At 41.1% G+C, this 14,658-nt stretch carries 10 protein-coding genes; 2 read left to right on the top strand and 8 right to left on the bottom strand.

Features of this window, described 5'->3' with window-relative positions; genetic code table 11:
* Nucleotides 1–26 precede the first annotated feature (26 nt).
* Nucleotides 27–878, top strand: a complete 852-nt coding sequence (locus B3600_RS16115) for a helix-turn-helix domain-containing protein (RefSeq protein WP_286753688.1) — start codon at nt 27–29, stop codon at nt 876–878.
* 58 nt (nt 879–936) lie between these two features.
* Here B3600_RS16115 and B3600_RS16110 read toward each other — a convergent pair whose 3' ends face one another.
* Nucleotides 937–2,523 (bottom strand): glycoside hydrolase family 16 protein, encoded by a 1,587-nt coding sequence (locus B3600_RS16110; protein ID WP_286753687.1) that lies wholly within the window; start codon nt 2,521–2,523, stop codon nt 937–939.
* 263 nt (nt 2,524–2,786) lie between these two features.
* On the opposite strand from B3600_RS16110, the gene B3600_RS16105 reads away from it, so the two are divergent.
* Nucleotides 2,787–3,158: a nuclear transport factor 2 family protein gene (locus B3600_RS16105; protein WP_286753686.1), complete on the top strand. Its 372-nt coding sequence runs from the start codon at nt 2,787–2,789 to the stop codon at nt 3,156–3,158.
* Nucleotides 3,159–3,200: 42 nt separating this feature from the next.
* On the opposite strand, the gene B3600_RS16100 is transcribed toward B3600_RS16105, so the two are convergent.
* The 7 genes from B3600_RS16100 to B3600_RS16070 all read right to left on the bottom strand — a co-directional run bounded on the left by B3600_RS16100 (nt 3,201) and on the right by B3600_RS16070 (nt 14,628).
* Complete coding sequence (locus B3600_RS16100) at nt 3,201–5,195, bottom strand: hypothetical protein (RefSeq protein ID WP_286753685.1); 1,995 nt, start codon at nt 5,193–5,195, stop codon at nt 3,201–3,203.
* Nucleotides 5,196–5,201: 6 nt separating this feature from the next.
* Nucleotides 5,202–6,725, bottom strand: coding sequence for a hypothetical protein (locus tag B3600_RS16095; RefSeq protein ID WP_286753684.1), 1,524 nt, complete (start codon nt 6,723–6,725; stop codon nt 5,202–5,204).
* A 61-nt stretch (nt 6,726–6,786) separates the two neighbouring features.
* Nucleotides 6,787–8,415 (bottom strand): RagB/SusD family nutrient uptake outer membrane protein, encoded by a 1,629-nt coding sequence (locus B3600_RS16090; protein ID WP_286753683.1) that lies wholly within the window; start codon nt 8,413–8,415, stop codon nt 6,787–6,789.
* Between the two features lie 17 nt (nt 8,416–8,432).
* Nucleotides 8,433–11,768 carry a SusC/RagA family TonB-linked outer membrane protein gene (locus B3600_RS16085; protein ID WP_286753682.1) on the bottom strand — a complete coding sequence of 1,112 codons (3,336 nt, stop codon included), beginning with the start codon at nt 11,766–11,768 and terminating at the stop codon, nt 8,433–8,435.
* A 111-nt stretch (nt 11,769–11,879) separates the two neighbouring features.
* The gene (locus B3600_RS16080; RefSeq protein ID WP_286753681.1) at nt 11,880–12,935 is read right to left on the bottom strand and encodes a FecR family protein; all 1,056 of its coding nucleotides are present in this window, start codon (nt 12,933–12,935) and stop codon (nt 11,880–11,882) included.
* Nucleotides 12,936–12,995: 60 nt separating this feature from the next.
* Nucleotides 12,996–13,544, bottom strand: a complete 549-nt coding sequence (locus tag B3600_RS16075; RefSeq protein ID WP_286753680.1) for a sigma-70 family RNA polymerase sigma factor — start codon at nt 13,542–13,544, stop codon at nt 12,996–12,998.
* A gap of 250 nt (nt 13,545–13,794) precedes the next feature.
* A complete protein-coding gene (locus B3600_RS16070) occupies nt 13,795–14,628 on the bottom strand; it encodes a universal stress protein (protein ID WP_046675350.1) in 834 nt (277 codons plus the stop codon).
* Nucleotides 14,629–14,658 lie beyond the last annotated feature (30 nt).

The raw sequence follows: 14,658 nt of genomic DNA, 5'->3' as shown, positions 1-14,658 counted from the left end.
TTAACGCCTCTCAGACCAAAATAACTATGTTTAATACTGCAAACATAACAACATGCGACGAACAGGTAGAGCATCTCGGTTTTTTATATCGAATGCGGAATATCAGAGTACACACCTGCCATATGCTCAAAAGCAAAGAGGTGCTGACCCTTATCTTAATACACTCGGGAGGAGGTATCCGTCAGATTGATCAGGGGCAACTTAATATAATGGGTTATCAAATTCATTTAATGTTCCCTGGTCAGTCAAGTTCTTTCTATTTTTTCAAAGAAACCGCTGTTTATCATTTTAGAATTCCCTGGCAAAATTTTGAAAAATTATGTCATACGCTTTCAATCAACATAAAACTTCTTAAAGATTATCCGATACTTCAGATCGCAGCATATGAATTTGAGAGGCTTCGCTATGAATTCGATAAGATCCGTGAGGAACTCTCTCGTTATCAGCCACTATTATCACTCATTTTATCACGTTTGGGTACTAGCTTACTAGAGATTAACCGCTCCTTAACCAAACACATCGATAATTTAGCACCATACACTTATCCAGCCATCCTCAATCGCTTTCTTGAATTAATAGAACTTCATTATAAAAAAGAACACCATGTCGCTTATTACGCAAATTTATTGAATATAACTGCAACAACTCTTTGGATACAAACACAGCAATACATGGAGACTACCCCCCTCAAACTGATTCATAATCGTTTGTTAAAGGAAGCTATGCACCTGCTGCGTTTGGGGGCCAATCCAATCAAGACTACGCTAATTGAATTGGGTTTTGAGGACTCCGCTACGTTCTCTCATTTCTTCAAAAAACAGACAAATATGTCACCTTCAGCATATCAAAAGAAACATTTACCACATAAAAAAACATAAAAATGGCTCCTACATGATATACATAGAGCCGTTATTTACTAAGAAAACAACACTATAACTATCTTTTTTTCAACGTGATATTATCCAATAATGCGTTTTCCGTTCCTATATTGATAAATCCGATCCGAACTATTTTTTTATTCGGATTGATCTCCTTGCCAGTAACAAAATCAACGGCCTGTTTTCCACCTCTCTTTCCTGAATCAGCTATTAAAGTCTTTAAAGTCGATAACTTTCCTGTTACGACAGCAACATCATCCACTTCCGCCTGAACTTTACCTCCTTTACTCCAATAGCCAAGCTTGAAGTCTTGTTGAGGATCCAAATAAACATATTGCTCTATTTTTTGACCCGGCGCAAGTACGACCGCTTTACTGCCTTTTTCTCCACGCCCTTCTTCGATGACCGCTGCTCCTTCCCAAGGTGCAAGACCAGCCTTGCCCTCAAAATCTGGATTCGGCAGTTCATTACCATCCTTTAAAGGCCAATTATAAGCCCGAATATAATCGACCTCCATATTGACTCCGCCTTCAGAACCATAGGCTCCAAGAAATACATTCAAAAAGTGGTTGGGTGAATAAATCTGATTTTTATTCGTATACTCCTTGATCAGGTCTCCATTGATATAATGTTTAATACTGGTAGGTGTCCATAATACCCCATGTGTTACCCATTGTCCCACATGTTCATACCCCTCCGCAATATGTGTAGCAAGATTACGTTGAAATACCCCTTTTTGATCGACATGTCCATGTATCACAAATTGAGCTGTAATATACTCGAAAACGTCTATTTCAAAAAGCTGTCCCTTGGGACGAATGCCTTTAATTCCGTCCACTTCAGATCCTTCTTGAAGATAATAACGAATATCTGGTCCTGGTGAATCAAACCAAAAAGCTGTATTTGTTCCCTTTGGATTACCCTGGCGGTTGCGTCTCACCTTAACTTCAAAGTACCCACCTTTGCTGTTGTCCAATAGATTTTCATTGGACTTCCAATCGTAGGTTTGGATGGATGAAATCTTTTGGTTGCCACCCTCCGTAAAAATCCGCTTGGGAATGGTATCATTGACATACAGATTGATCGCTGATCCATTTAACGTATAAGCCGGTTGTGGCAAACGATCATGCAACATTTCATCCTTGGATTTTTCATTCAGATAGTTCAGGGACGAGAAATAGTTGGTCGTCCATTTATTCCGATTAAGTAACTGATCGTTAAATTCATCCTGCCAATAGACTTCCATACCAATAGGAACAGCTCTTGAGCTTGGATTCCTTTGCTCCTCATCGAGTTCAGTATCATCCAGCTGCCACTTCTTGCTCGTATACACTTTTCCATTCGCCAAGGATTTTCCTGTAGCAGATTCTATCCAGATATAATAGGTCCTTTCAGGCTCCACCTGCTGAATATAATAACGTTTGGCACCTTCTGCTAATATCGCATTGGCTGTTTGCGGTTTCTTATTCGTTTTTGCCCAAAAGACTTTCGCTCCGGACATGCTCGGTTGATTATCCTTCGTGTCTACACGGATCCAACTCCGGGTACCCAATAGCTGTAATGGCACAGTTGACCTTGTCGTTTGGGCTGATAACCCTAGCACTGACATTACCTGAATACCCGCAAGAAATAGATATTTTTTCACAATTTTCTTATTTTATAAACGAACAAACTATAGTCAATCTGCTTACGAACAGACTATAACCTTACGATAATAACGAGAATTATCAGCATTGACAACTCTGATCAAAACGCAACCGTTTGTTCAATTTAGCGATTCCAACAAATTGTGGGTCAATAACGGTTTATCCATCCTTACGGCAGATAAAACAGTTAAATTATGTATATTGCTTTAAGCGGTTTGGTTTGACAATTCCGTCAGATACATCGATTAATTTTTAATACAACATGAATACACTAGATAATTTTAATCAGCCTGCAGATCTTGCGCAACATTGGGTTGATGCCTGGAATCAACACGATCTGGATACAATTATGCGACACTATAGTGAAGACATTGACTTTCGCTCCCCCATTATTCAGAAAATGGGTGTGAATACGGCGGGAAATATAAACAACAAAGAAGAATTAAAAGCTTATTTTAAAAGCGCACTGGAAAAATATCCAGAACTTCATTTTGAGCTTTACCACATACTTACGGGCGTAAACTCCATGGTAATTTTCTATAAAAGCGTCAACGATTCGCTTTCCGCGGAATATATGGAATTAGATGTACATGGAAAAATATGCAAAGTTTCAGCGCACTATAAGGGACTATAGTGAAAAATCTCCACAGGACGATCACTTGTGGAGATTTTTAGGTTAATTTAAGGTGATACTGATTGCCTGCTGGCTCAAAATTGGTTTCTGAATGAGCCGACCATCTTGCTGTTTCACGATAAGAAACTCTTGCTTACCTTTCCGGGATACTTCAATATCAAACACTCGGTCAAAGGCTTTTATTCGTCTAAGCCGCATATAGTTCCACTCCTTTGGCAGACTGGGACTTATACTAAACTTTCGAAAACCAGTGGGTACAATATGAAATAATCCTTCCGTTATAACCCGGCAATACAAGGCACTTTCGGCACTTAAATGCCGTTGTCCACCTTCAGGCCAGGCCTCAACCGGATAGGGTACATGATCCCCCAAAAGACGCATCGAAGAGTAATACTTAAAATAAGGCAGCGCCCTTTCGGTTGCTCCCGTCATAAAAAATCCCTTAAAGGCATATAAGGTTGCCCGATCCCAAAATACCTTATCTCCGGATTGTGTGAGGACACCATTGTTTGTCCAGAGATATTTTGATAATAAGGCGTCAATTGTTCCAGCACTCCGCTCGGTTATCCCCATGGTCATTGGCAAACATACCCAAGCCCTTAAGATGGTATTACCGTCGTAATAACGGTAGGTGGAATAGCCTTGCACATCAGCACCAAAATAACGCACAATCGAACGACGGAGTTCTTCGGCCCGCTTTCTGTATTGTTGAGAAAGATCCTCCTTCCCCAATTCATGAGCAAGGTCTGCCGCACTCTGATAAGCGCCATAGGCAATACTGTTTGTCGACAGATTAATTTTACCTGCCGGTGCTCTCCCTTCCAGTTCATCACTATCCGATCGATAAACACCTTCACTTGTCTTCTGACGCTCCAAATACTCAAAACACCAATGAATTAATGGCCATAATTCGACGGCAATATCTTTCTTTCCCAAGGCCAACGCATACCGGGATGCTCCATAGGCAATCATGGCCATGTCCCCTCTATCTTTAGCACCATTCCAATAACTATCGCCCTCTGCCACTATTGAGCTCGGAATTGGTTTATAATCCGAATTCATAAAACGGGCAAAATGACGAAAGGAATTGATGGCACTTTCATTCCCGTTACGATTGCCCAAGAAAGGAAAGAAAGGATTGGCATATTCAGCCTGATCATTTGCCCAAATAGCAGCGTAGTAGCTTAAACCTCCGGGACCGTGCATCAATCCACCCTTTGTATCATAAATACTTTCAGTTGCACGAATCTTAGCAAAAGCAAATGCTGTATTGATCGTATCATTGGGTGTTTCCAGCATGAGATCGTCGGCTAAACTTTTCACGAAATCCTCTCTTTTCTGCAATTCATAGGATGGAGAATACTGATAAACAGGCGTTGATATTTTCTTTCCCTCATACACAATATCAAACAGGTAACTTTGCTTTGGTTCGAGATTTGGCACTAGCGTATCGCGTAATAAGGCCTGTACAACATACGGCCCATAAACACTTTTCGCAGGATCGGACAGGAATTTCGAATACTTGTTCATCAGATCGATTCGCAGGGGTTTATTCCCTGTATTCACCAACTTAACGCGTTCAATCAAAACAGGTTTATCGACGGATGGGAATAACGTCCGCTGTACTTCCAATGGTGAGTTCGTCGTTGAATAAACAGCTAATTTTCCGTCAAGTACAAAACGTAGCGGATACTCATCGACCGCTACGCCATCTACTTTTATCAATAAGGACTTATTATCCTGAAAGGGTACGGTTAAACTTGCATGGGTATTGTTGGGAATTGTTCGTAACATCGGAAATACAACCTTCTTGTCCAATAATAGCCGGCCGTCGCGAACACCATAGTAAACGACAGCAGCCGATTGTAAACCTGCCATCTCCATATGATCTTCGTGATTCTCTCCTTGCTTAACCTTCCATTCAATTCTATTATCCTTTAATAGTGACCATTTTTTTGAATTTTGAGCTACCGTCAAATTGCACTGCAGTATTAAGCCAACGGCAATGATGCCCCAATAATATAATTTAATTTTCATAACGATCTATAGTTGAGTTGCTACGGTATATTTCATATCGCGGTCAATCTTCACCTCGATATAGCTGTAAGTAAAACCATTTTTCTGATCAATAAGACTTTTCTTCTTGATGCCATTACAATAAAGATAAGGGTGACTTCCCGGAAAACCAGCCTGCCAGTACTGTATCGCCTCGCCTCCACTGTACGACAAGGCAGTCTCCGATAGGCCACGTTGCGCTACCGTATACATTGCGCCACCAATCTTGACATTCGACACTTTAAGCCGGTCAATATCCTGAGGAAGATGGGAGCAAGTTTCTAAAGAATTACCTTTTACACCAGGGTTGATCCCCATCATATCCTGCACAACGTTACTGATCAGCACAAAGGAAACTTCGGGGTAATCACCATTGGTGCCAGTTAACGTAGCCATGGCATGCACCGTATTAATTTTGGATATAATATATTTCAGCCATTTCCAACCTCGTTCGTTCTGACCATATTTGAAAAACAATTCTGGAACATATGTGATTGATTCAATATTTTCGGGCAGCCCTTCTTTTGAGCCAAGTTGTGCATCGATATAATCCAAATATTTCAGATGCCTATGTGATCGCTGGTCGGTAATTTCTTTTAAGGGCAGAAACCAAGAATTTTCTTTTCCCCAACCAGACACCGGGAGATTATTTTTATCGTAGCCTCGGTTATACAGTTCCTTATTGTCTTTTATGCCCCATACTGTATTGAAATAGTTCCACAAGGTCTGGGCTTTTTTAGCGTAGTTCCTAGCCTGCTTTTTCTTGCCACCCCATGCAGAAAGTTTAGCGAAGGCCAAATAGGCTTGATACTGGCTACCAATACCGTCACCGGCTTCAATTAAGGTTTGGTCACGGTGTTCATTGTAGGTGGCCGTGCCTTTGAAAATATTACCCGAACCATCGCTTTCGGGCACACCATTTGGCGCTTTAACATCATGCAATGCCACAAAATCACTCACTGCTTTTGTGTTGAATAACAACAAAGCCGGATCGTTAAGATAGCGTTGATCTTTGGTCCAGTCATAGAGCTGGGCATTCTTTTCAACCAACTCAAACACTGCCGGTATCTCGCGGACAAAGTCATCGTCATTTCTGTAGTCCAACGTATAAGGGCTACCATCAAAATTGATCGCCCACAAAGGAAACCACTTTCGTTCCTTTGTAGCACTTGCCGCGAAGGAACGAAGCATCGTAAAATTCTCTTCTTCCAAACCCAACAGATGCGCTCCTATCGCTTGATGACAAAAATCACGCGAATAGAAGGCCGTTCGCAAAGGATATCCCGCCCAATAGGCCGGTTGATATAAAGCGCTGTCTGCGGATTGATTTTTCTTGTAAACATTCACCGGCCCCCGCGTTCCCGTAACAACAAAAGATCGTGCTTTTTGCTTAGCCCAGTCGAAGACCTCTTGGAGTTCCTTTTGGTCCGTATCGATTGAAATATCTTGCTTCTGAGCAAACACACTGACAGAAAGCACAGTCTGTACCGCAAATAATAAAAAGGTTTTCATAAGGAGTAGCAATTTAATAAACCAAGGATCTGCATTGGGCAGACCCTTGGAGGTTGGTTGATTAGTCGTAACTTGGATTCTGTTTCAACAATGCATTTCGTTGAATCTCACTGCGTGGAATTGGAAGTAAGTAATGCTGCGGAAAGAACTTCCGTTCCTGAAGCACCTCAATTTTATAACTTTTCTTCTTCGTTTGGTCATCCCGCACAATCGTAATTTTTCGCGCCGGTTTGTTTTCAGTCTGTTCAGCTATTTTCCAACGTCTTACATCAAAAAAACGATGATCTTCAAAGGCAAGTTCTATACGTCGTTCCTGCTGTATTTTTCCCAGAAGCGCGGCACCCGTGCTCGTAATCGCAGGAAGCACACCTGCCTTCCCACCACGTGCACGTTCTCTAATCTTATTGATGTACGTGCGAGCCACCTCTTCATTGCCCAATTGATACTGCGTTTCCGCATAATTTAGATATATCTCGCCCAGACGCATATAAATCCACGGTTGAGCACTTTTATCATTCCAGGGATTACGCAAACTTTCATCCATAAATTTACGGATCGTATAATGGGTCTTCGATGCATTCCAATCATCGATACCAAATTCGCTATCCTTACCACTATTCGCCCGGTTTCCTGTTGAGGATATATAAAACTCAATCTCTCTACCCCTAAACTGCTGACCGTCACACACAATGGAGGCATAGAATCTAGGTTCACGATTTTCCCAAGGTTTACCGTCCGCATAGGCCTGTGCAGAAGGCATAGAACCATCTTCCATCTCATAGGCATCGACCATGTCCTGAAGCACGCAGGTTCTTGACCAACCTGTAAAACCATTCGGAGAATCGGTCCAATCAAAAGAATGTCCAAATTCAGTATTGAACTGCTTCATGAAGATGATCTCTTTACTTTTGTTGCTCGTAAAAAGCTGTTTGTAATTTGGATCAAGCTGGTATTGGTTGAGGTCCAAGACAGCCTTTGCCGCATCAGCAGCTTTTTGCCATTTCGCCTTATCATTGGATGGATTCCAATATGAACTTGCAGCATACAATGTTACCCGCGACTTTAGTGCCAATGCTGCACCTTTAGTTGCCCTACCAAAATCCTTTCCTTCATAACTGAGGGGGAGCAACCCAGCCGCTTTATCCAATTCTTTCACAATAAAGTCTATACATTCATCGTAGGAATTACGTGGCACCATCATATCGCTGTTCAGATCGAAAGTTTTTGTGATCAACGGAACACCACCAAAACGCGAGACTAGATCCGCATAAAAGAATGCGCGAAGAAAGATCATCTCACCGTTCAACCGATCAACTTGCCCCTTGTCGGCTTTCAACTTATCAATATTATCAAAGAAAATATTGCAATTCTTAATCGCTTCATAATAAGCATTCCATGTGGAATAGTCCCCGAATTGGTCTGCCGTCACTTCTCCCCTGTTGTATAAATAAGGATTTCCCGAATTGAAATTGTGATATGCCTCGTCCGAAATATACCTCAAACCAAGATTTCCAAAACCGTCCCGTATTTCTGTATAACGCTTATTTACATACGTTTCGGTCAATTTCAGATCCGAGAATATAGCATCTCCAGTAAAAGAATCCAACGGTTTAACATCCAAATAATTTGAACAGGATGTCAAACAGCTTGCAAAAAAGATCGTTATATATAATTTTATCTTTGTATTCATCTGTCAATAAATTTTCTTTAAAAACTCAAATTCACCCCTGCACTATAAATCCGCTGTTGTGGATAGTACATACCACCTGCATTTGTTCCTTCAGGATCCTGTATCTTGATCTGATCGATCGAAAACAAATTAAATCCACTAATGAATACCCGTAAGTTTTTCATTTTGATTTTTTCCAGCACTTTAGGCGACAATGAATACGCCAACTCCACATTTTTCAGTCTTAAAAAAGAGGCATTCTTTAACCAGAATGTCGAATTCATGCTATTGAATGTATCGTCACGGTCGAAGGCTCTTGGATACAGGGCATTGGGTGTCTCCGTTTCAGAAATCCATCTGTTCTCAAAATAAGTTACATCTCTGTTGTAACTTCCCGGTTTAATGATCTGTTTTGCACGTCCCTGTCCTGACCACAAAATATTTAAATCAAAATTTTTCCATTTGGCTCCCATGGTGATACCATAGGTAATTTCAGGAATAGGACTTTCATAGATACGAACCATATCATTGCTGGTAATTTTTCCATCACCATCCACATCCATATACTTAATATCCCCTGGCATTGTATTCAGCAAATGTGGTGACGCATCAATCTCCGTCTGGTTCTGATAAATACCATCTGTCTTATACACTAACCAGGAGTCTATGCTGTGATCAGTCCTACGCTGCCATTCCGGCGTATTTTGTGCTTCGTCAAAAAAATGAATCTTATTACGTACAAAAGTGAAATTTCCACCCACTGAGTAGCTAAAGTCATTAACTCTATTGCGGTAAAGCAAACTACTTTCCACCCCTCTGTTTGAAATTTCACCAATATTTTGATCAGGTAGCGTTAATCCTGTATAGCGTGGTACAGAAGCTTGTTTGGGTGTTAAGATGTCCGTACGCATCGAATAAAAATACTGCAAGTCAAAACTCAAGGTATTCTTGAAGAAAACAGACTCAAAGCCTACGTTTTTCGTATCCACTTTTTCCCAGGTAATATTTGGATTAGCCAATCTTCCGACAGTAAAACCCTTTGTTCTTTTTGGGTCAAGACCAAACATGGCACCATCTCCAAGAACATAGGTACTGATATATTGAAAAGGGTCCACACGGTCGTTTCCTAGCTTGCCCCAGGAAGCCTTGATTTTCAACTCATTGACAAAAGGCACATTTTCCTTGAAAAAATTCTCCTGAGAAATACGCCAGCCTGCCGATACCCCCGGGAACCAACCCCAACGTGCATTGCTGATAAAGTTTTGTGAGCCATCTCTTCGCACTGTAATATCAGCCAGATACTTATCCTTAAAGCCGTAACTTACACGACCAAAATAATTCTGACGTGCCGAGATTGTTGCTTTTCCGTCATTATTTTTTTGATTGTCACTTCCCGCAAATAGGTAATCTACGGCATCGCTTAAAAAGTCTCTCCGATACGCCGAAAACCAATCACCTCTGTTCTTGCTCTGCTCATAAGCAATGAAAGCATTGACACTATGTGAGCCAAATTTCTTGTCGTATCCGACTTTAAAATTCCAGGTCTCAGTGCGTATATCATCGTTTCTTTCAGTGAGGTTGATATTTGCATCGCCCGTTGTTTCACGGATATTATCGTAATTCTTTGTTGCAGGATTATAACGATAAGCATCCCACATATCATTGAGCTTCTTTTCATGTCTATATTGTGAATCGAATGCTGCGTAACCAGAAAAACTTAATCCATCTAATAACCAAGGTGTTTTGAGATCAAAACCTGCTTTTGTATTGACAAAATTATCCTTTACACGCTGATAGCCGGTCTTACCCGAAGCCAGAATCGTCAAATTATTACCCCACGAAAGACCTGGACCGGGCAATCCATTCGGATAATAGTCAGGCAAAAAAGGATAGGCATGGAACGCTTCCCAAAAGAAGGTTCCCATATCGTAATTTGAATTATTCCGATTTTCCTGTCTGGTGGCTACCTCAACTAATACCGAAAGGTCTTTGGTTACCTTAGCATCCAAGTTGGTGCGAAATTGAACTGTCCTAAAATTTAGATCCGTATTTCTAAACCCTGGTTTCTGATAGAGGTATCCTCCCGAAACATAATAACGCACTTTTTCGTCTCCACCGCGAAGAGACAGAGAATGTTGCGTCTGTGGAGAAGATTTAAATACGGACTTCATCCAATCGGTGTTGGCATACAATAAGGGATCAATCGTTCCATCCAGGTACTTTCCTTTGATATCTTTATACTTTTCAGCACGCCCAAAATGTGCATTGATTTCATCATCATAAACCATAAACTGATAAGAATCCATCAGCTTTGGTGTCCTTGTATGTTCGGAAAAACCGTAATTACCATCGTAGGTGATGGTCGGTTTATCACCGTTACCGCGTTTCGTCGTAACCAAAATAACACCATTTGCTGCTTGGGCACCATATATGGCAGCCGACGCATCTTTTAAGACCGAAATTGTCTCTATATCACTTGGATTAAGCCGCTCTATTCCACCGCGATTGGCCACTCCATCAATGACATACAAAGGACTGTTGTTCCCCAAAGATCCCTTGCCACGGATATAGATTTGCGATTGATCATTTCCAGGTTCACCAGAGCGATTATTAGCTACTACACCCGGCATTCTTCCTGCTAGGGAATTGGACAGATTCGGTGCTGGAGATCGCTGCAGCTCGCTCCCCGAAACCTGGCTCACCGACCCCGTCAATGTTGCTTTCTTCTGTGTTCCGTACCCAATGACCACAACCTCTTCAAGCTGCGCGAGATCTTCCTGGAGAACGACATCAATAGCCTGTCGCTGATAGGCAATCTCTTGAGAAAGGTATCCCAAATAAGAAAATTGTAAAATACTATTTTCTTTTTCAACGACCAGCGAAAATTGACCATCGCTATTTGACTGCGTCATTTTATCCGTACCTTTTATGCGTACAGATACCCCTGCCAAAGGCTTTCCTTGCTGATCTTTGATTACACCCGAAGCTATTCTATCCTGAATCTTTGCTGTCGAACGTATAATAATGCGGTTTTCGCTGACCATATCCATTTCCAAGGATTCCTTGGCTAAAATTGGCAACAAAAGATCAGTCCATTTTTTATTGCGGACGTCAACATGCTTGATTTTAATCGCATTGATCGTGTTATCGTTGTAGATAAAATTGATCTTGGTCTGCTCTTCAATTGAAGTCAATAGATTTTTGAGTCGGATCTCTTCAAACCGTAAAGAAACTGTTTTCTGCGCTTTCGATTCTTTTGCAAATCCGGTGGCGACACATGCAAATAAGAAAATGATTAAAAATTTGGCCATTAACAACCATTTTAGATAATACGAGATAGGCACATGATAAAGAACATGTGATTTTTTTTTCATAATTTTGGTATTTAAGAAATAATCGATTGGCATCCTACTTTCCTAGGGTCCGATGCCATTGGTTAAAACATTTGGGTATTGCTCACTATGAGGGATACCCTTTTTTTTATATTACTTTACATAAAGTGTATCATTTTGGGTATAATAATTTAGTTTAGTACCTGTGCGCTTGATGACATTCAAGACTTCTTCACAGGTTGTTTCGTCAAATATGCCGGTGATGGGCTCTTTTGCGAGCCGCTCATCTTCGACGACAATAGGTTTACCGAACCAACGCTCCATTTTCTTTGCAACCATATCAAAACCTTCGCCATTGAAAACCAATCTATTTTTCATCCAGAGTGTTTCAGTAACTTCGGCATCAACGAGGTCAAGCTTTGCAAAGGTCACTTTTGGTTGCTGAACAACAGACTTACTCCGATGATCATTCGTTGATACAGGTTGATTGATCACAGACACTTTATTACCCGGCAGGAGTTCATACAGCTTCTCCTGCTGATTATCCATGACCTTTAGACGCACTTTCCCTTCGATCAGGGAGGTTGTCGTGGTGTTCTCATCAGGAAGCGCCCGGAGGTTAAATTTTGTACCTAAGACCTGTACCTCCGCATACGCCGTTTTGATTTTCAAGGGTAAATTGGGGTTCTTGGCTATAGCGAAATAACCTTCACCAACCAATTCCAGCACACGGTCAGTCTTACCAAATCCAGCCTTCAACCGCAATACACTTTCATTGTTCAGCCATACTTCCGAGCCATCGCTCAATTTGATCGATTTACGTTCCCCTTTGCCAGTAACAATGGTCTGCCATTCCGCATCTCCAGCGACCTTTTTATCATTTTTGATAAACCAAAAGGACCATACCCCAAAAACGATAAATAGGCTAGCGGCAATGGATAGTAACTTAACTTTACGACGACCTATAAACGGACGGACGGTTACATCCTCGACAGTGGTAAGCTCTATTGGTCTTGACTTTTCATAGCTTATTTCAGCTTCTAGATCTTCTTCTTCCTCATGCTTCTCCGCTAAATAGGCCAATAACTCCCTTTTATTTTTGTCGACACGTAGCAAGTCATCCAGCGCGATTCTCTCCTCGGATGTGAGCTCTCCTGCTAGCAACTTAGCCGCTAAAAATAAAAAGTATTGTTCCTCAGATGAAAACATGTGCATTCGGTCTATTTGGAGTAGAGACACCCGAAGAAACCAAAATCCCCAATAGAAAAATTATTTTTTTTCTTTAATACAGGACCACAGCTTTTCTAAAGCAATTTGAATATGTCGGTCTACCGTTTTCTTGGATATGCCCATCATTTCCGCAGTTTCCAAATACGTTTTCCTTTCCTCTTTCACCAGTTTAAAAGCCTCTTTCGTTTTCGGCGGAAGCCCCTCGACAGCCTGTTGAATACGTTGTATACTCTCTGTTGATATTAAAATTTGCTCCGGGGTATTTTTATCGATCAACGTATCCTGATATTCTGTTCCGTCAGTGAGTATGACCTGGCGGATGCGCAGGAGGTTAAGGCATTTGTTTTTTATCGCCCGAAGCAAATAGCCCTCGACATTTGCGATGTTCATGAGATCTGGACCCAGGTACCAAATTTTCCATAGGACTTCGGAAACCACATCTTCGGCTAGCTGCTTATCCTTGATAAAAGAAATCGCATTGGTTTTCAAAACTCCATAATTGGCCACGAAATAAGCCTTAAACGAGCTTTCATCTCGATCAATGGCAATATTCTTCTTATTTTCCGCAGATAAAGGTTTCAAATACATTGGTTACGTTGCAATTCGCAGCACAAGTTAAACAAATTCATTCCAAGAATGCAAAAAAAAATCGAAAGCTCAGTGCCCAGGTTTTCTCATGAGGTCAAGGCAATACATTGACCAGTCGTGTATAAACTATGGATCAGACAACTCAAATTTTTTCCACAAAGGTGTTCTGCAGCATGGGGCAAGGCAAGAAAAAAGCCGCTTGGAAAATCCAAAACGGCTTGATATATAGCGTAAAAAGTTTCGACATAGACTATTCATGCAACACCAAAATCGCTTTAACCGATCGGTTCAGAACTTCATTCACCGTACTACTTGCAAATAAACGATAAATCATATTATGGTTGCGTTTGACCAAACATAGAATATCGGTCTGATTGTTTTCCACAAAATCAACGATCGCATACGATGGGCGTGTATCATCCTCATCCACATAGTTAAAGTTGATAGTTACGTTAGGAAGCAACTGACGCATTTTTTTCTCCCCATTACGCACCAGCTTTTCGTCCAAATCCCTTTCTGAAACATGTAGAATTTCCAACTTCTTGGGGTCCGAAAGTTTTAAAATACGATTGAGCGCTTTGACATCACGCACAGACAATTTTGTGGTTTTGTAATCCGTTGCCAATGTAATGACCGGAATAGCGGACAGATTACTTTCAGGAGGTACAATCAAGGTCGGAATACGCAATTTTGTCACAGCCATACTTGCATTACTACCGACAATTTCTTTAATGCCCGTCGCCCCAGTGATTCCCATCACCAAAAAAGAAACATCGGTATATTCAACATACTTTGTGACTACATTACGCAGATAACCTACTTCGACAACAGATCTCACTTTAAGGCCATTGTATTTATTTTCCTGAACCACCTGATCAGTCCATTCTTGCAAAGCAGCTCGTTTTCTAGCGTAATAATCTTCTATAAAGATCGCGTTATAAGTACTGTTGTTGATCCCTTCTGTCGGGTGTATGGCGTGTACAACAGCAATTTCCATATGCAAACGAGAAGCCAAAGACAAGGCATAACGCAAAGCATGACTTGCATTGATTGAAAAATCAGAGGCAACGAGAATTTGTTTCATTTTTTAAGTTTTAATATTAAACTGCCAATA

It is taken from the genome of Sphingobacterium sp. UBA2480 (assembly GCF_002341965.1).
Taxonomy (GTDB): Bacteria; Bacteroidota; Bacteroidia; order Sphingobacteriales; family Sphingobacteriaceae; genus Sphingobacterium; species Sphingobacterium multivorum.
This window is presented reverse-complemented; position numbering and strand designations above follow the sequence as displayed.